17 protein-coding genes are annotated in these 19,914 nt (G+C 39.1%); 1 reads left to right on the top strand and 16 read right to left on the bottom strand.

The features are described 5' to 3' along the window. Positions 1-39 precede the first annotated feature (39 nt). The 16 genes from AC3A54_RS13170 to AC3A54_RS13095 form a co-directional block, all read right to left on the bottom strand. Complete coding sequence (locus tag AC3A54_RS13170) at positions 40-687, bottom strand: thiamine diphosphokinase (RefSeq protein WP_487654901.1); 648 nt, start codon at positions 685-687, stop codon at positions 40-42. A gap of 60 nt (positions 688-747) precedes the next feature. After that, positions 748-1,392 (bottom strand): ribulose-phosphate 3-epimerase, encoded by a 645-nt coding sequence (gene rpe, locus AC3A54_RS13165; RefSeq protein WP_487654788.1) that lies wholly within the window; start codon positions 1,390-1,392, stop codon positions 748-750. 1 nt (position 1,393) lies between these two features. Further along, positions 1,394-2,275: a ribosome small subunit-dependent GTPase A gene (gene rsgA / locus AC3A54_RS13160; RefSeq protein ID WP_487654787.1), complete on the bottom strand. Its 882-nt coding sequence runs from the start codon at positions 2,273-2,275 to the stop codon at positions 1,394-1,396. A 98-nt stretch (positions 2,276-2,373) separates the two neighbouring features. Next, complete coding sequence (pknB, locus tag AC3A54_RS13155; protein ID WP_487654786.1) at positions 2,374-4,350, bottom strand: Stk1 family PASTA domain-containing Ser/Thr kinase; 1,977 nt, start codon at positions 4,348-4,350, stop codon at positions 2,374-2,376. Then, complete coding sequence (locus tag AC3A54_RS13150) at positions 4,351-5,103, bottom strand: Stp1/IreP family PP2C-type Ser/Thr phosphatase (protein ID WP_487654785.1); 753 nt, start codon at positions 5,101-5,103, stop codon at positions 4,351-4,353. 4 nt (positions 5,104-5,107) lie between these two features. Further along, positions 5,108-6,199: a dual-specificity RNA methyltransferase RlmN gene (rlmN, locus tag AC3A54_RS13145; protein ID WP_487654784.1), complete on the bottom strand. Its 1,092-nt coding sequence runs from the start codon at positions 6,197-6,199 to the stop codon at positions 5,108-5,110. Positions 6,200-6,244: 45 nt separating this feature from the next. Further along, a complete protein-coding gene (rsmB, locus tag AC3A54_RS13140) occupies positions 6,245-7,591 on the bottom strand; it encodes a 16S rRNA (cytosine(967)-C(5))-methyltransferase RsmB (RefSeq protein WP_487654783.1) in 1,347 nt (448 codons plus the stop codon). A 1-nt stretch (position 7,592) separates the two neighbouring features. Beyond that, positions 7,593-8,537, bottom strand: a complete 945-nt coding sequence (gene fmt, locus AC3A54_RS13135) for a methionyl-tRNA formyltransferase (RefSeq protein WP_487654782.1) — start codon at positions 8,535-8,537, stop codon at positions 7,593-7,595. After that, a complete protein-coding gene (def, locus tag AC3A54_RS13130) occupies positions 8,534-9,019 on the bottom strand; it encodes a peptide deformylase (RefSeq protein WP_308080220.1) in 486 nt (161 codons plus the stop codon). The genes fmt and def overlap by 4 nt, the downstream gene beginning before the upstream one ends. Before the next feature lie 58 nt (positions 9,020-9,077). Next, positions 9,078-11,489, bottom strand: a complete 2,412-nt coding sequence (priA, locus tag AC3A54_RS13125) for a primosomal protein N' (RefSeq protein ID WP_308080221.1) — start codon at positions 11,487-11,489, stop codon at positions 9,078-9,080. After that, a complete protein-coding gene (coaBC, locus tag AC3A54_RS13120) occupies positions 11,489-12,697 on the bottom strand; it encodes a bifunctional phosphopantothenoylcysteine decarboxylase/phosphopantothenate--cysteine ligase CoaBC (protein ID WP_487654781.1) in 1,209 nt (402 codons plus the stop codon). The genes priA and coaBC overlap by 1 nt, the downstream gene beginning before the upstream one ends. Positions 12,698-12,900: 203 nt before the next feature. Further along, entirely contained in the window at positions 12,901-13,116 is a 216-nt protein-coding gene (gene rpoZ / locus AC3A54_RS13115) for a DNA-directed RNA polymerase subunit omega (protein WP_308080223.1), read from the bottom strand. A 1-nt stretch (position 13,117) separates the two neighbouring features. Continuing rightward, positions 13,118-13,732, bottom strand: coding sequence for a guanylate kinase (gene gmk, locus AC3A54_RS13110; RefSeq protein WP_308080224.1), 615 nt, complete (start codon positions 13,730-13,732; stop codon positions 13,118-13,120). Between the two features lie 11 nt (positions 13,733-13,743). After that, entirely contained in the window at positions 13,744-14,007 is a 264-nt protein-coding gene (gene remA, locus AC3A54_RS13105) for an extracellular matrix/biofilm regulator RemA (protein WP_066068779.1), read from the bottom strand. Between the two features lie 58 nt (positions 14,008-14,065). Next, complete coding sequence (locus tag AC3A54_RS13100; protein ID WP_487654780.1) at positions 14,066-14,941, bottom strand: YicC/YloC family endoribonuclease; 876 nt, start codon at positions 14,939-14,941, stop codon at positions 14,066-14,068. A 98-nt stretch (positions 14,942-15,039) separates the two neighbouring features. Then, complete coding sequence (locus AC3A54_RS13095) at positions 15,040-17,718, bottom strand: calcium-translocating P-type ATPase, SERCA-type (protein ID WP_487654779.1); 2,679 nt, start codon at positions 17,716-17,718, stop codon at positions 15,040-15,042. 356 nt (positions 17,719-18,074) lie between these two features. On the opposite strand from AC3A54_RS13095, the gene AC3A54_RS13090 reads away from it, so the two are divergent. Then, positions 18,075-19,787, top strand: a complete 1,713-nt coding sequence (locus tag AC3A54_RS13090; protein ID WP_487654778.1) for an Rqc2 family fibronectin-binding protein — start codon at positions 18,075-18,077, stop codon at positions 19,785-19,787. Positions 19,788-19,914: the final 127 nt, after the last annotated feature.

Genomic DNA, 19,914 nt, shown 5'->3' with positions numbered 1-19,914 from the left:
ATTCTAACGAACGAAATCAGTACCTAATAGTTTTGCCTATTAATCGTGACTTCTTATCACTATTAATATGCCTTCGGAAAATGAAAAAGTACCATAATCACTAATAAGTTCATTACTAATACATAGTGTCGACCCGAGTGAAATATGCCGGTTTTTCAATGGGAATTTAAAGCCTTCCAGTGTGAGTTTACTAACCTCAAGGGTTAACGGTACAAATGAAATGTATTTTTGTCCTTTTCTTTTTTCAATGGTATAGCTTCCTGGATCACTTAAAAAAACCGTGTTAAAGCGGTCGATCAAGGTCACATGAGCGGGGTTTTTTGCTCTTAAAGGGTTTAACAAAAGATGTACATTGGCCAATAAATGGTCTAATCTTCCCCCGGTTGCCCCAAATAATCGGACAATAACTGGTTTCTGCTCTAATGCCCAGTTAAGGGCAAGTTCCATGTCAGTTTCGTCTTTCTCTGGTTTAAATTTCTTAAGTTCAGAAACCTGTCCTTCAATGAAGTTCCATTCTTCCTGTGAAACAGAATCAAAGTCTCCAAATGCAATGGTTGGTTTGATGTTTTTTCTTAATAAATGATATACTCCGCGGTCTACTCCAATCCAAATGCTGTTTTCTTCTATATATTCTGTTAAGTCCGGGAGCAGGTCTTCTGGACCTCCCGCAAGAATGTTAATAATCATCATATAAAATTCCCCTTTTTCAATAAGGAAAGAGGCTGACTGCGTGTCAACCTCTTCTTTCTAGCCTCTTATTAATGAAATTGCTTTTGCATAGTCAGGTTGATTATATACAGCTGATCCTGCAACAAGGATAGTTGCCCCTGCTTCAATGCAATCCTTTGCTGTTTCAGGGTTGACACCGCCATCAATTTCGATTTCGATATCTACCCCTTTTTGCTCAGCTAACGCTTTTACTTTTTTGATTTTGGGAAGAACCTCAGGGATGAATGTTTGTCCCCCAAACCCTGGATTGACTGACATTAATAACACCATATCAATGTCACCAATAATATGTTGGATGGTTTCAACTGGGGTCGCTGGATTTAAGACCACCCCTGCCTTAATTCCAAATGATTTAATACTCTGAATGGTTCGGTGGAGATGACGACATGCTTCCACATGAACAGTTATATAATCAGCTCCCGCTTTAGCAAACGCTTCTATATACTGATCAGGATTTTCAATCATTAAATGAACATCAAGCGGCAATTTTGTGACTGGACGAATAGCTTCCACTATAAGTGGACCAATTGTGATATTGGGTACAAAATGACCGTCCATGACATCAATATGAATGTAGTCAGCTCCTCCTTTCTCAACAGCTAAAACCTCTTCTCCTAATTTAGAAAAATCAGCTGAAAGAATTGAGGGTGCTATTTTCACCATGTTAGTACCTCGGCTTTCTATCTTTTATTTCTTGGAGGAAGTCCACATAATGTTGATACCGGTAACCCGGTATTTCACCTGATTCAACTCCCGACTTTACTCCACATTTAGGCTCAGTCACATGTAAACATCCTCTAAACTTACAATTTTCACTGGCTCTTTGTATCTCCGGAAAACAAAAAGTTAACTCTTCTGCTTCAATGTTTGTAAATTCTAATGAGCTAAATCCTGGTGTATCTGCAATGAGACCTTGGCCAATTTGAATGAGTTCAACATGTCTTGTTGTATGCTTCCCTCGGCCTAGATGTGATGATATATCATTTGTTTTTAATTCTAAATCAGGTCTCAGTACATTTAATAAGGAAGACTTTCCTACTCCCGATTGACCTGCAAAAACAGAAATTTTATTCTCCACATGTGGATTTAACAATTCAATCCCCATTTCTGTTTCTGATGATGTAAGAATGACCTCATAACCAGCTTTCCGATAGTGTTCTGCGAATTCAGATATCACTTGTTTTTGCGCTTCATTTGTTAAATCCATTTTTGTAATACAGATTAGTGGTTCGATGTGATTATACTCAACTAAAACTAGAAACCTATCCAATAGTACTGTACTAAAGTCAGGTTCAACAGCCGAAAACACAAGAATAGCCTGATCAACATTGGCAATGGGTGGCCGCACCAATTCATTTTTGCGCTCTTTCACTTCTAAAATGTATCCTTCTAAATCATTTTCCGCTTGAAAAACGACCTCATCTCCCACAAGTGGGGTAATCTTGTTTTTCCGAAAGACGCCTCTTCCCCTACACTGGATCAGTCTTTCATTATGAAGAACATAATAAAAACCACTTAATGCTTTAACAATTTTTCCTTCTGGCATAGCTACACTCCTTGCCTCTAATTCTAAACAAATCGTTAGGCTTCCCTTTAAAATCTGTACGAGCGCATTCATTTTTATACAGGCAGATTTAGCTACATTTATTCCACATCTGAGTAGTTTTTATTTTCATCAATAATAACTTTTGAATCACGAATGACCTTGTAGCCGGCTTTCTTCCCGTACGGAATCATCAATTTAATTTGTTTCTTTGTGTTTTCCGTAATATAGAAGGTCTCTGCAGGTTCTGTCATACTATGATTCATATCCTCAATCAAGATCGTAACAAGCTGCTTCTGACCGGGCTCTCCTGGAACTGCTGGCTCAAAAGGAATATCTAGTTCAATGATAACCTCTTTTGGTGGTTTATCTTCTTTCCCTTTTGATATCACGACCGTCACCTTGTCTCCCTTTTTCAACTCGGTTCCTGGTTCAGGAGATTGGGACATAACCATACCTGCCGGGATATTATCATCATATTTTTCTTGTGAAGCATCAAGGGTTAATCCCACTAGAGCCGCATAATCTTGAGCTCCTTTTAAATTGTATTGTGTTAAATCCTTTAATACAATTTTTTCCGGCCCCTTACTTACTTCAAACTCTAATTCAGTTTCCTCAGGTACAACCTTTTCGCCACCTGAAGGATTCTGACTTATGATGGTTCCAGGCTCACTATCATCGTGTTTCTCGATTTTTTTAATATCTTTGAAATTATAATTATCCAACAAACGAATGACATCTTCATATTGCCGGCCCACATAATCGGATAGTTCAAATTTTTCTTTGCCCGTACTGATATAAAGGTTTATTTTTGAATTTTCCTTTACTGTAGTGCCGCTTTCAGGATTAGTCTTTACCACATTTCCTTTTTCTACGTTTTCATCTTCGATCTCAATCTTTTTGTCCACTTCTAACCCACTTAGCTTGAGCTTGGATATTGCTTCATCCAGCTCAAGGCCGCTTACATCTGGGATTTTTACATCCTTCGCAGATAATAATCCAGGTAAAAAGGTAATTGCTAATATTCCAAGAATGGCTAATACAAGAAAGGTAGATATTAATATTACTGGCCACTTTTTACGTTTCTTTTTGCCGGAATTCCCCTTTAAGTCATCCTTTGGACCAGGCAATGGCTTCTCATTACTATGAACTAATGTTTCATCCAAATTTTTAAGGGGTTTATCATTTGTTATAACTGGAATCGCTTTTGTCGCATCATTATCTATCGGAATAACAAACTTTGCTTCATTTACCCTTTCTGTGTCAAGCGCCGTGCGTAAGTCTTCTTCCATTTCTTCTACACTGTTATAGCGATGAAAAGGATCTTTGGCAGTTGCCTTAAGAACAATGTTTTCCACACTTTGTGGAATGTTTGAGTTCCACCTTCTTACAGAAGGTGTTTCCGATTGGAGATGCTTTAAAGCGATGGATACGGCTGATTCACCTGAGAATGGGAGCCGGCCAGTCAACAATTCAAACATAACAATTCCTAAGGAATATATATCCGACTTTCCATTTGCCATTCCACCACGTGCTTGCTCGGGTGATAAATAATGAACAGAGCCTAAGACTGAATTAGTCTGTGTGATGCTTGTTGCACTTAGTGCCATAGCAATTCCAAAATCAGTCACCTTTACATTCCCATCATGGTCAACCAAGATATTATGAGGCTTAATATCACGATGGATTATATGATTTTGATGAGCATGAGAAATGGCTGAAGTTAACTGCCTCATGATCCCGATGGCATCCTCGACTTTTAATGGAGAATTCTGCTGTATGTATTGTTTTAATGTCTGTCCATCCACATATTCCATCACAATATAATATAAATCATTTTCTTCGCCCACATCGTAAATACTAACAATATTAGGGTGTGCAAGGCTTGTTGCTGATTGAGCTTCCCTACGGAATCTCCGGATAAATTCCTCGTCATTGGCAAAATCAAGGCGAAGCATTTTAACAGCCACATCACGATCAAGGATCATATCGTGGGCTAAATAAACATTAGCCATTCCGCCTCCGCCAACCATATCCAAGATTTTATAGCGGCCGCTTAATCTTTTTCCAATCATCATTTATGCATCACCCTCGCTGACATCACTAAACTCTACAATAGCCAGTGTAATGTTATCTTCTCCACCGTAGTTGTTGGCTAGTGAGATAAGTGAATCTGCTTTTTGTTCTAAATGATCTTCATTTAAAAGAATGGTCATCATTTCTTTTTCACTTACTTTATTTGAAAGACCATCTGAACATAAAAGGATAATATCCCCTTCTTCGAACATTATGGTTTTAGTATCCATCTCAACCATTTTCTCTGTTCCTAAAGCTCGGAGTAACACATTTTTTCTTGGATGGTGTTCGGCATCTTCTTTCGAGATTTGTCCAGACCTCACAAGTTCATTTACAAGTGAATGGTCTTCTGTAACCTGTTTAAATCCAGATTCATTATAAATATAGCCACGGCTGTCTCCAATATTTGCTAAAGTTGCAAAGAGATCAGTGGCTATAGCCGCAACGATCGTTGTACCCATTCCGTCACATTCAGGATGATTCTTCGCATGGTCGAACAGTATTTGATTAACTATTGTTATTTTTTCCTTCAACCATTGCTCGGCTTCCTCAGCAGTAGAAATCCCTTTAGAGGCTTCCCATTCACTTTTTAATTGTGCGATTGTCATTTCACTGGCAACATCACCTGCACGGTGACCTCCCATCCCATCAGCAACAATGGCTAGGCGATCACCATCCTGGTTTACAAATACTCCTCCAGCATCCTCATTATGAAGTCGTACTTTCCCTCGATCTGTCATGAAAACTGCTTTCATATATTTACCTCGTCTCCTCTTTTCGCTCCTTTGCACGAAGTTGTCCACATGCTGCAGCAATATCTGACCCCTGCTCTCGGCGAATTGTCACATTAATACCACGTTTTTTAAGTGTTTTTTCAAAATCAAAAATTTTGTCCCTTGGAGTACGAACATAATCCCTTTCAGGGACATAATTAACTGGAATAAGATTCACATGGCATTTAATCCCATTTAAAAGAGTTGCTAATTCCTCTGCATGCTCTGTGGAATCATTCACTCCACCAAAAAGACCGTATTCGAAGCTAATTCGACGACCTGTCTTATCGATATAATATCGTACTGCTTTCATTAAGTCATCAAGTTTATAGGCTTTATTGATTGGCATTAACCTTGAACGCAATTCCGTATTCGGAGCATGGAGTGAAATAGCAAAATTAATCTGCAAATCTTCATCAGCAAACTGATAAATTTTAGGTACAATACCACTAGTCGAAACGGTAATATGCCGCGCTCCGATATTTAGTGCTTTATCATGATTGATTATTTTTAGAAAAGACATCATATTATCATAGTTATCAAATGGTTCACCAATACCCATAATGACCACAGAGCTTACACGTTCCTCTGTTTCATCAAGTGCCTGTTGTACCTTAACTACTTGGGCAACAATCTCGCCTGCTTCTAGATGCCTTTTCAATCCACCTAATGTCGATGCACAAAAAGTACAGCCAATTCGACAGCCAACCTGAGTTGTAACACAAACGGAGTTCCCGTAATCATGACGCATTAGAACGGTTTCAATCGAATATCCATCATGAAGTTCAAATAAGAACTTAATCGTTCCATCAGCTGAAGTCTGTTGAATGACCGTATTTAAGGTAGTGATTTGAAAATGATTTGCTAGCTTATCTCTTAAGCCTTTTGCTAAGTTGCTCATCTCTTCAAAAGAAGTAATTCTTTTTTTGTAAAGCCAATCGAAGATTTGCTCTGCACGGAATGGTTTTTCTCCATTCTCTGATAACCATTCCTTTAATTGATGAAGCTCCAAGGAATAGATGGAGGGCAGGTTATTATCTAATGTTGTTTTCTTCTCAGTTGTATTTAATTGTTCCAACTGTTTACACCTTCTTTCAATTGTCTAACTTCAGCACCTAGGCGCTTATACTTTTTTTAGTACTGCAATATAAAAACCGTCTGAGCCAAAATCCTGTGGAAAGACTTGCAAATCATATCCTGTTATGAATGGCTGAACAGCTTCCGGCATCCTATCTTTAAAAGTTAAATCAGGTTCAAAGTCTGAATTATTCTCCAAGAACTTCAATACAGTATTTTCATTCTCCTCTTTATCCACTGTACATGTACTGTAGACAAGAATGCCACCCTTTTTTAGTAAAGGCGATACTGACTTCAATAAATCCTGCTGTATGGTACTTAACCGCTCTAAATCTTTTTCAGTTTTTGTATATTTCATATCGGGCTTTCGTCTCATTACTCCAAGGCCAGAACATGGAGCATCGAGAAGAATGCGGTCAAATAATACATCCTTAAACTTATCCTGTAAATGTCTAGAATCAGATACACTTGTTTTAATATTTTCTAACCCTAAACGGCGTGCGTTATCGTTAATTAATCGTACCTTATGCTGATGGAGATCAACCGAGATCACTTCACCCGTATTATTCATTTTTTCAGCAATATGTGTACTTTTTCCACCAGGTGCTGCGCAAGCATCGAGGACAAACTCATCTTTCTCTGCCCCTAATGCGTAAGTAGCAAGCATGGAGCTTTCATCCTGAATGGTAAACATTCCATATTTAAAGGAAATCGTGGAAGCTAAGTTTCCCTTTAAACATCTAATTGCTTCAGGTATTATAGGACTTTTTTCAATTTGAAAGCCATCCTCTTCTAAAAGAGCAACACACTCATCTCGCGAAATTTTTGTCAGATTCACTCTTGCTGTTTGCATTGGTGCTGTTAAGTTAATTTCACACATTTCTTTTGTTTTATCAAACCCAAATTGATCCACCCATCTAGTTACGAGCCATTCTGGATGACTTGTTTCCATTGCTAATCTTTTGTTTGGATCAGAAATTTCATTTAATGAAGGGAGTCCTTTTCTTTGTATACTTCGTAAAACTCCATTTACCAAACTGGCAATTCCTTTATGTCCTCGCTTCTTCGCAATATCCACTGCTTCGTAGATAGCTGCTCGATCTGGAATACGATCAAGATACACCATCTGATAAAGCGTAAGCCTGAGTAAATGATGAATCCAATCAGCTAACTTTTTATTATCTTTGATAAACGGATTCAGGTAGAAGTCCAAGGCCATTTTTCTTTGCAAGGTTCCATAGGTTAATTCCGTTAACAATCCTACATCTTTTTGTGACAGCTCATTTTTTTCAATCGTCGTGTTAAGAAGTAAATTGCTATATGATTGGTTTTTCTCAATTGTTGTTAATAGGTCCAAGGCAATTTCACGTACATTATTTTTCTTCGTTGTCATTTTATTCTCCCAGCTTACTGCCTAATGATATTTTTGAACCGGCACCGCGTAAAAATTGCTCACTCATCATTTTGGTTTTACCTGAAGGCTGAAGCTCTAGGATTTTTATAGCCGTTTCATTTCCTGTACTTACTATTAATCCATCTGGTTCTATTTTTACAATCGTTCCTGGCTCATTTCTCTTTGAGTCAGCAACTTTTTCGGTTCGCCAAATTTTCACTACCTGCCCCTCCATAGTGGTAAAAGCAACGGGCCACGGGTTTAATCCACGGATATGGTTATAAATTTGTTCACCTGTCTGGCTCCAGTCAATCTTTTCCTGCTCACGTTTAATATTGGATGCAAATGTAGCCTGTTCCTCATTTTGAGGTTGTGAGGTAAGCTTTCCATCTAATAAAAGTGGCAAGGTTTCTGATAACAATTTTGATCCAGCAGCACTTAACTTATCATGGAGTGTTCCTACGTTGTCTTCTTCAGTGATTGGAACCTCCACAGTTGTTAAAATATCCCCGGCATCTAATTTCTCTACCATATACATGATTGTCACACCGGTTTTCTTTTTCCCTTGAATGATAGCGTAGTGGATTGGGGCACCGCCACGAAGTTCTGGCAGAAGGGATGCATGTACATTTATGCAGCCGTATTTAGGAGCATCCAACAGCTTTTTAGGTAATATTTGACCAAAAGCAGCTGTTACAATAAGATCCGGCTCTAAGGAAAGGATTTTACTAAGCTCTTCTTCTTGACGGATTTTTTCTGGTTGGAAAACGGGGATGCCATGTTTCAAGGCTTCCACTTTAACAGGAGGTGGGGTTAACACCTTTTTTCTTCCTACCGGCCTATCAGGCTGAGTGACTACGCCTATTACCTCATAGCCGTCCTCAATAATTTTTTGAAGAACGGGGACCGAAAAATCCGGGGTACCCATAAAAACAATTTTCGTCATTCACTTTCTACTCCTTTTAACTCATCTTCCTCAAGGTATCTTGTTACCTTTGATGTAAATAAGATTCCGTTAAGATGGTCAATTTCATGTTGAATCGCTCTAGCCAGGAACTCTTCTGCTTCTAAAGTATATTTCCTGCCTTTTCGATCAAATGCCTCTATCTTAACAAAATTAGGCCTTGTCACCTCACCAAATAATCCTGGGAAACTTAAACAGCCTTCAGGACCTGTCTGTTCGCCCGATGTTTCTAGAACACGGGGATTAATCATTTCAATAGTCCCTAATTCGTCATCAATATCAACAATGGCAATCCGTGCATTCAATCCTATTTGGGGTGCGGCTAGACCCACCCCGTCATATTCAATCATCGTATCATACATATCATCTAGTATTTTCGCTAGCTTCTTATCAAAATTCAACACTGCCTCACAGTTTTGCTCTAGTATCTCTGCAGGATGAATAACAACATTTCTTACTGCCAAATCAGTTCCTCCGTTATGCCCATTAAAGAGCATTCTTTTATTATTATTTTCACCCAGTTTACATTAAGATAAACGGGTTGACATCAATAGAAACCAGTAAACCACTCTTTGTATCCATTTGATATTGATCTAGAATGGTTTTTAACGTTTTTGTCATGTTCGGTTCCCGCTTGTATTTTATCAGACATTGATAGCGATATCTATTATTAATCCTAGGGATCGGTGAAGCCGCAGGTCCCAAAACTACTGCTTCCTTTGAAAGCTGTGAGCGGACATAGTTTACAATTTTCTCTGTAGCTGATACTACTGTGATCAACTGCTCATGACTGATAGTAATGAGTGAGAGGTAATAAAACGGCGGATAATGGTGGGTTTTACGAATCATCATCTCCCGCTGATAAAATAGATCATAATCTTGCGTGCCAGCTAACTCCACACTGTAATGTTCAGGGGTATAGGTTTGAATAACAACCTCCCCTGGCAGTTTGTGGCGCCCAGCCCTCCCACTCACTTGGGTTAAAAGCTGAAAGGTTTTTTCAGAGGCCCGAAAATCTGGTAAATGGAGCATAGTATCTGCCGAAAGCACACCAACTAGTGTGATATTTGGAAAATCAAGCCCTTTAGCAATCATTTGAGTGCCTAACAAAATATCTGCCTTTCCATCTTGAAAATCCTTTAGTAACCTTTCGTGCGCTCCCTTTCTTCCAGTTGTGTCCACATCCATCCTGATGATTCTTGCTTCTGGGAGAATTTTCCCGAGCTCTTCTTCAACCTTTTGTGTGCCCGTTCCAAAATAGCGGATATACTCACTTGAACATTCAGGGCAATTACTAGGAACATACGTCTCATAACCGCAATAATGGCATTTCATATGCTCATTTACCCGATGGTAGGTAAGGGAAATATCGCAGTATGGACAATTCATGACATATCCACAATCCCGGCACATAACAAAGGATGAATGACCTCGTTTATTTAAAAATAAGACAGATTGTTGCTTTTTCTCAATCCGATCTTGGAGCTTTTCAAAAAGCTTTCTGGAAAACATCGACCGATTTCCTTCACGAAGCTCCTCTCGCATATCAATAATATCGACAGAGGGAAGCGATTGGTTATTCATACGACTTGGCAGCGACAATAGCTGGTACACCTTTTTTTGTGCCCTTGCAAACGATTCAAGGGATGGGGTAGCACTGCCAAGGACTACGGGACAGTTGTACGTCTTAGCTCTTTGAACTGCCACGTCTCTTGCATGATACCTCGGCATTTCTTCCTGCTTATAGCTCGTTTCATGTTCCTCATCAATAATAATAATTCCAAGGTTTTCAAAGGGAGCAAAGATAGCGGAACGAGCTCCGACAACCACCTTTACTTCCTTACGTTGAATCTTTCGCCATTCATCGTATTTTTCACCAGCTGATAACCCACTGTGCAATACCGCAACTAAATCCCCGAATCTCCCTTTAAAGCGATTAACCATCTGAGGAGTTAGAGCTATTTCTGGAACAAGAACAATGGCTTCTTTTCCTTTTTCGATTACTTCCTGTATGGATTGTAAGTATATTTCCGTTTTCCCACTTCCTGTAACACCATAGAGGAGAAATACTTCATGTTTTTGATTCTCAATAGAATCTAAAATCGGTTCAATGGCTGTTTGCTGCGAAGAAGTTAGAGGTAATGGTTTGGTTCGTTCAAATGATCGATTTTCATAAGGATCCCGATAAACCTCCAATTCAAACTCTGTAAGTAGCTGCTTATCAACCAGGGTTTTAATGGTAGAGGAAGTGGTGTTTATTTCTGCTGTCAACTTTCTTAACTCAATAGCATCAAAATTCTCAACAAAATAGTATAATACTTGCTTTTGCTTTTCAGCTCTAGCAGATAAACGTTTTGCTTCTTCCTTCAATTCCTCAAGAGACACGAGCGGGCGAATAAACTTCATTTGTTTTTTTCGTACTCGTTCTTTGACTTCGTAAATTACTTCAAGATTGTGTTTGGCTGCTTCACGTTGCAAGACAGGGACAATTCCAGTAGATATTGCCTCTTCCCACTTTACCATTCCATTGTTTGTAAACAAATCCTGAAGATTTAGCGGAAGGTCAGAAACCCTTGCATTCGAGGCAAGCTTCACTTTTTTTTCATACTTTGCTTTTAATGCAGCCGGCAGCATGACCTGAAAGGCAGAAATTTTAAAGCAAAGTGTATTCTCTGTCAGCCAGTCACCAAGTTCTAATAATTCATGATTCAACACGGGTTCGAGGTCCATTGGTTCAATGATTTCTCTTAACTTTTTAAATTTCGATTCAGCTTTGATGTCCATAACAAATCCTTGAATATTTCTCGGTCCGAAAGGGACAACTACCCTCATCCCTGGTTGAATGGTCCCTATCCATTCTTCGGGTATTAAATAATCGAAGGTCTTATCCGTTTGTTTTGTTGGGACATCAACAATAACACTTGCAATATTCATTATTTTCCAGATCCTTCTATAAGAGAAGTAATTTCATCAATAATCTTTTCGGCAACAGCCTGTTTTGACATGAGCGGTAATTCAGTAACCGTTCCAGAACGTTTAAAGAGCGTTACAATATTCGTATCTGTTCCGAACCCAGCACCCTCTGCTTTCACATTGTTGGCGACAATCATATCTGCATTTTTTCTGTTTAATTTTTTGGTTGCGTATTCTTCGATATGATCGGTCTCTGCGGCAAACCCAACTAATATTTGATGCTTTTTCCTTTTACCTAACTCAAACAGAATATCTTTTGTTCTTTCTAATTCAATGCTGGAGTCGCCTTCCTGCTTCTTCACTTTGTGGTCATAGGTTGTTTTAGGCCTATAATCAGCTACAGCTGCAGTCTTAATTACAACATCGACACTCTCGTAGTGGTTCATAACGGCGTGATACATATCGTCAGCACTTTCAATGTTGACCACTTCCATTCCAGCAGGTGACGGTAACTGGACTGGACCTGAAACTAAGATGACACGTGCACCTTGTCTCTGTGCCGCTTCTGCAAGTGCATAGCCCATTTTTCCAGTTGAATGGTTAGAAATAAAACGTACAGGGTCAATTTTTTCACGGGTGGGTCCCGCAGTAATTAAGACTGTTTTACCTTTTAGTTTTAATCCTTCCTTACTAAAAAAAGCCTGGACTAATTCAACAATTTTTTCTGGTTCTTCAAGCCGTCCTTTTCCAACATATCCACAAGCCAGATAACCTTCACTCGGTTCAATAAATTGATATCCGTAATCAACTAAAGTGGCAATATTTTTTTTCACTGCCGGGTGGTCGTACATATGTACATTCATTGCTGGAGCAATCCAAACGGGTGCCGTTGCAGCTAGCAACGTTGTCGTAATCATATTGTCAGCAATACCATGAGCTAATTTTGCGATGGTATTAGCCGTTGCCGGTGCAACTAAAATTAAATCAGCCCAGTCAGCCAGATCAATATGGGCAATAACTTGCGGATTTTTTTCTTCGAAGGTGTTTGTATAAACCTCATTGCGGGACAGTGCTTGAAAGGTTAATGAGGTAACAAATTTTTCAGCAGATTCACTTAAAATGACTTTCACCTGTGCCCCAGCTTGAACAAGTTTACTTGTTAAGGCTGCTGCTTTATAAACAGCAATTCCCCCTGTCACACATAATAATATTTTCTTATCCTTTACCATGACCCGAATCCCCCATTTCTTATCCGTCCATTAATCTTTACCTTCTATTATGCTGTAATAGTAACATTTTTTCATCTTTTTCCTACTGTATGTCGACAAAATTCAACTTTCATAGTTAAAGCCAAATAAAAAAGGCTGACACGTAAGGAATTTCCTTTGTCGTCAGGCCTTCATTCATGTTTATGTCTGTTCGCTACTCTTATCTATTCATCAGATGTTTCTTTTTTTGCAATACGGTAAGTAAGCTCTCCGCTATAAATTTCTTCTAGCGCCTTACCTACACATTTATAAGAGACGTATTTCGCTAGTCTTTCGTCCCTTACTTGCGACATTACGCGTGCACGCTTTGCCGCAACGGAAACTAGTGAGTATTTGGAATCAATTTTTTCAAGTAATGAATCGATAGAAGGATATAACATTCTATTCAACCTCCAATAATTTTTTATAGCGATGCTCTACACGTTCTCTACGACAATGCTCTGCAGTAACGATTGCTTTAACACGTTCGCATGCACGTTCCACTTGGTCGTTTTCAACCACATAATCATACAATTCCATCATTTCAATTTCCTCTCGAGCAGAGAGCATGCGATTATGAATGATATCTTCTGTTTCAGTTCCTCTAGTAACAATTCGATTTTTTAATTCAGACAGGCTTGGCGGCATAAGGAAAATAAACAGCCCTTCTGGAAACTTTTCTCGTACCTGTCTAGCACCTTTTACTTCAATTTCTAAAAATACATCTTTGCCTGCATCCAAGGTTTGACGAACATAATCAACAGGAGTGCCATAATAGTTCCCAACAAATTCTGCATATTCTAGAAGTTTCCCTTGCTCAATTAACGCTTCAAACTCTTCTCTCGATTTAAAAAAATAATCTACGCCATCCACTTCTCCCTCACGTGGTAAGCGAGTTGTCATCGATATAGAATATTCAAAAGCTGTATCTGGATGAGAGAATATTTCTTTTCGTACCGTTCCTTTTCCAACACCAGATGGCCCTGAAAGTACAATCAGTAATCCTTTTTCCTGCATTATTAAGAATCCTACCCTTCATCAATAGTTTCATCACGGTCAGATAATCGATGAGCAACCGTTTCTGGCTGTACAGCTGACAGAATGACATGGTCGCTATCCATGACAATGACAGCACGTGTACGTCTACCGTATGTAGCATCAATCAAGGACCCCCGGTCACGGGCGTCTTGAATAATTCTTTTTATTGGTGCAGATTCGGGGCTAACAATTGAAATAATCCGATTGGCCGAAACGATATTTCCAAATCCAATATTAATTAATTTAATCGACATGGTCATCATCCAATCATCAATAATATATTTTGACCGTGGTAAACAGTTTCTAAACAAATCATTCGATATTTTGAACCTGTTCCTTCAATTTTTCAAGTAAACTCTTGATCTCTACCACTTGTTTCGCAATGTTTGAGTCATTCGCTTTTGAACCAATAGTATTAGCCTCTCTATTCATTTCCTGAACAAGAAAATCAAGCTTTCTCCCAATCGGTTCCTGACTTTTTAACGTCTGAAGGAACTGCTGAATATGACTTTTTAAACGAGTAATTTCCTCATTGATATCCGCTTTATCAGCAAAAACGGCAACTTCAGTTAATATTCTTGTTTCGTCCAATTGCCCATTTAAAAACTCCTGCATTCTTTTCGTCAGACGTTCCTTAAAGGATTGAACAACGAGAGGAGCATATTTCTGAAGCTCAAATACATCGTTTTCTAATTGTGCTAAGATGGCAATCAGGTCTTTTTTTATTTCTTCCCCTTCCGCAATTCTCATTTGTAATAATAATTGAACAGCTTCTTCCGTAGCGGTTAGAACTAAATTTTCGAGTTCTTCGTTGCCGACTTCACTTTCTTCAATATGTAATAGGTCACTTCGACCAAGCAAATCGTGTATAGTTACAGTTCCTTCCACACCATATTTGCTTCGTGCTTCATTTATAAATTGATAATATTCATCAATCAGATTCCAGTCCACGTGAACCTTTCGGGTAACAACTCCCTCACCCTCTACACTGACATAAACTTCTACTCGTCCACGTCGAATCTGCTGGCTTAGTTTCTTTTTTAATTTATCTTCTATTTTTAATAACTGCCTTGGCATTCTAATATTCATTTCACAAAAACGGTGATTTACCGTTTTAACTTCTACATTTACAGAAAAGAACTGCGATTCAGTCTTAGCTCTGCCAAAGCCTGTCATACTAATAACCATCACTTGCACATCCAATCCTTGAGAAATGATCGGCTTTTTATTAAAAAAGACAAAAGGTAATAGAGTGGCATCTATTACCTTTTGGATTATAACATACTTTATTTTGTTTTTCTTAATAAAAATGTCCCTGCTAGTAAAAAAGTTGGAATAGAGGATAGTCCTACAATTAACAACCAATCTTTCGCAAGAATCGGCAGTGTATGGAAAATAGGCTGCAAAGGTGGATAGTAAATAACAACAAGCATTAACAATAGTGATGAAATAACCGCCCAAACTAGATATGGATTCCCAAATGGATTTCTTGACAGGACCGATTTTTCACTCCGGCAATCAAACACATGGATTAACTGAGCCATTACTAGTGTGGCAAAGGCAACTGTTTGAGCATACTGCAGCTTACTCGGATCATTACCATAAACAATCATAAACGATAATAAGGTTACAATCCCAATCAGGAATCCCCTTGAAACAACCTTCCAACCTAACCCCCGGGAGAAAACACCTTCATTAGGACTTCTTGGATTTCGTTTCATTACATTTTCCTCTGGTCGATCGAGTCCAAGTGCCATAGCAGGAAGTCCATCCGTAACCAAATTAACCCAAAGGATTTGGATTGGCACGAGAGGAAGCGGCAATGCCAAAATCATTGCAAATAACATGACTAATATTTCACCAACATTGGATGCCAGTAAATAACGGACAAATTTACGTATGTTTTCATAAATGTTTCTGCCTTCTTTAATCGCAGCTTTAATCGTAGCAAAATTATCATCCAGCAGAATGAGCGCCGAAGCTTCTTTTGCCACATCGGTCCCTGTAATCCCCATGGATACGCCGATATCTGCTGCCTTTATTGCAGGAGCATCATTTACTCCATCCCCTGTCATGGCAACAATATGCCCCCTATTTTGTAACGCTTTAACAATTTTCAACTTATGCTCTGGGGAAACCCTTGCAAAAACAGAAACATCATCGACTATTTCCTCAAGTTCTTCCACTGACATATTAGATAAAGCTTTTCCATCCAACACCTTGCTTTTCTTAGTTAAAAAGCCTAGTTGGGAAGCAATTGCTTTTGCTGTAATCACGTGGTCTCCCGTGATCATTACCGTTTTAATACCAGCTTCCTTACATTCTTTCACGGCATCTTTTACTTCAGGTCTTGGCGGGTCAATCATTCCTTGGACTCCAATGAATGTTAACTGTTTTTCTGCTTCCTGCTCACTTAAAATGACGGTGTTTGTAGATATTGGTTTAAAAGCGATAGCTATGGTCCGAAGTGCCTGTGAAGCAAGACCATTGATTGCATCCTGGACCTTATTTTGCGAATCCCTATTTAAGTATTGAGTCCGTCCATCCCATAGGATCGATTCACTAATCCCTAAAATGACATCTGGGGCACCTTTTGTAATAATAAAATGCCTGCCTTGTTTATCTTTTACATGAACGCTCATCATTTTTCTTGCAGAATCAAACGGAAATTCATTCACAATAGTAAATTCGTCTAATAGCTTTGTCCTTTCAAAGCCTGCTTTCATTGCACTTACTAATAAGGCGCCTTCCGTTGGATCTCCATCCAGCGTAAATTCATCATCCTTTATCACTAGGTCTGAATGATTGCATAACATACCAAAAATCAGCATTTGCTGTAAGGCTTTCTCATCTTTAGGCTGTACGGTTCGATCGTCCCGGTAAAACTGGCCCTGCGGCTCGTAGCCAACGCCGTCTACAGTCCAAGTTTGTCCACCGCTCCACAAATGCGTTACGGTCATTTTATTTTGGGTCATTGTTCCAGTTTTGTCAGAGCAAATAACAGAGGCGCAACCAAGTGTTTCGACTGCAGGTAGCTTCCTAACAATCGCATTTTGCCTAATCATCTTCTGTACACCAAGTGATAATGCCACCGTCACAATTGCAGGCAATCCCTCTGGAATGGCTGCAACAGCTAAAGAAACCCCCGCTAAAAACATCTCATATAAATCATGTCCACGTAATACCCCTACTACCACCACAAGGACCGTCAGCAATAAGGCAACAGTTATTAAGATTTTCCCTAGCTGCTCCAAGCGACGTTGTAATGGAGTATCCTGTGATTGTGCACTTTGGAGTAAATCAGCAATTTGCCCCATGGCGGTTTTCATACCCGTCGCCATTACAACTCCAATGCCGCTTCCCCTAGTTACCATCGTACCCATAAAAGCGATATTTTCCATGTCTCCAATTCCAGGGTTTGGATTGGTTAAGCTGTCTATATGTTTAGCAACCGGAACAGATTCACCCGTAAGAGCAGATTCCTCAATTTCTAAACTTTTTGACTCAATTACACGAACATCAGCACCAATCCGATCTCCGCTGCTAAACTTTAAAATATCACCTACGACAATTTCCTTTGAAGGAATCTTGATCCATTGACCATCCCTAAGAGCTGACACCTGTGGAGCAGATAATTCCTTTAGCGCCTGGAGTGACTTTTCTGCCCGCCGTTCTTGGAAAAAACCAAGAAAACCATTTATAATGACGATGGCGATAATCGCAATTGCATCAATATATTCGCCAAGTAATCCAGATATCAAGGTAGCTGCAAGAAGTACTAAGACCATAAAATCTTTAAATTGACTAAAAAATAAGAGTAAAGCCGATTGCTTTTCTCCTTCTTCTAATTCATTTAGCCCGTACTGGTCTATCCGTTTTTTTACTTCTTCCTGTGATAATCCAGAAGAAAAGTCGGTTTCTAAGGCCTTTTCTACTTGTTCTATCTTCATTTCATGGAATTTCATCCGACCATCTCACTTCCCCCTTTATTGACATACTCTAAGGAAAGCTTATTCAGGGTCGTCCAAAAAAATGCTATGATATGATGAAAGAATTAGTTAAAACCCAGCCTATTAACAAACGATAAATAAGACAGATTTGAAAATAGTAGGATATAATTAATTCATAGGCTATGTTAAAACGCTTATTGGAGCGGAAGGCACGAAGACTCCTGCGGGAGTAGCTGGTCACGGGAGACCCCGCAGGAGTGAGCGACGAGGAGGCTCCCGGACCGCCCCGCGAACCGCTCGTGCCTGGAGCGGAAATCAACAGGCAAGTTTAACAGAACCAATTCATATGAAAGTGTAAAGGATGTTTTCCCATGTCATTTGATGGTTTATTTACAAAAGCAATGGTTGCTGAGCTTGTTCGCTCCTTAAAAGGCGGTCGAATCAACAAAGTCCATCAACCATATAAAAATGAAGTAATTCTTACAATCCGGGCAAATGGAGTCAATCAAAAGCTTCTCCTCTCAGCCCATCCAAGCTACGCAAGAGTACAGCTGACAAATGAAGCCTATGAAAATCCAAGCGAACCACCAATGTTTTGTATGTTGCTTAGAAAACATATCGAAGGCTATATATTAGAAGACTTATATCAAGTTGAAACCGATCGAATGATTATATTTGAAATAAAAGGTCGGAATGAAATCGGTGATATTAGCTATAAACAATTAATTATTGAAATTATGGGCAGGCATAGCAATATAGTTTTAGTAGATAAAACAAGAAATGTCATCCTTGATAGTATTAAGCATGTTTCTTTTGCTGTTAACAGCCATCGAGCGATTTTACCAGGCCAGCCTTACGTATTTCCTCCAGAACAAAATAAGGTAAACCCATTTACAGCTGTTGAAGAAGATGTTTTACAGAAGGTTGATTTTAATGGAGGCAGGATTGACCGTCAGCTTGTCGAACATTTTGCCGGTACCTCTCCCCTTTTTGCTAAAGAGGTACTTTTCCAAAGCGGACTGGCAAATCGCACCACCGTTCCTTCAACCTTTACCCGGTTAATAGGTAGAATAGCTTCTGATCATATTTCTCCTTCTATTATTTCCAGTGGTGGAAAAGAATCATTTTATTTATTTCCACTTGAGCATTTGAATGGGGAAACGAAAAGCTATCCTAATCTTAGCGAAATGCTAGACCGCTTTTATTTCGGTAAGGCGGAACGTGACAGGGTGAAGCAGCAAGGGAATGATATTGAACGGTTTATTACTAATGAGAAAGAAAAGAATGAAAAGAAAATTGAAAAACTAAAGGATACGTTAAAGGACGCTGAGCGTGCCAATCAATTTCAGCGCTATGGCGAACTATTAACAGCTAACCTCTATGCGGCGAAAAAGGGTATGAAGGAAATAGAAGTGGTCAATTATTATGATGAACATGGTAGTACGATTGCCATCGCTTTAGACCCGAGGAAAACACCTTCTGAAAATGCCCAAAAATATTTTTCTAAGTATCAAAAGGCAAAAAATGCTGTAGCCATTGTAAAAGAGCAAATAGAATTAGCGCAGGAAGAAGCAGCGTACTTTGATAATTTGTTGCAGCAAGTAATTGCAGCCTCTCCAAAGGATTTACAAGAAATTCGCGAGGAGCTCGTAGAGGGTGGCTATATCCGCGACCGGAAGAAAAGGAACGGCAAAAAAATTCAGAATGCAAAGCCGGTTTTAGATCACTTTGTCTCTTCTGATGGAACAGACATCATTGTTGGGAAGAACAATAAGCAAAATGATTATTTAACCAATAAGCTAGCTGCTAGAGACGAAATTTGGCTTCATACAAAGGACATTCCTGGTTCTCATGTGGTGATTCGTAGCAAAGAACCTTCTGATGAAACCATTCGGGAGGCAGCCGTTTTGGCTGCTTATTACAGCAAAGCACGAAATTCAAGCTCCGTACCGGTTGATTTTACAAAGGTTCGCTATGTAAAAAAACCAAGTGGCGCAAAACCAGGTTTTGTCATTTATGACAACCAACAGACAGTTTATGTTACTCCTGATGAAGAAATGGTGTTGAAACTAAAGAAAAATTAGAAAAGCCCCTGGTTTTGATCTGCCCCGTAAATGTTAGACACCAAACTAATATTTACGGGGTGTTTTTATGACCAAATTTACATTCGAAAAGAAATTAGAAATTGTTCAAAGATATTTAAATAATGAG

Source organism: Neobacillus sp. Soil_C_43 (assembly GCF_057656715.1).
Note: the sequence above shows the minus strand (reverse complement) of the source record. Positions and strands in the feature narration are given on the sequence as shown.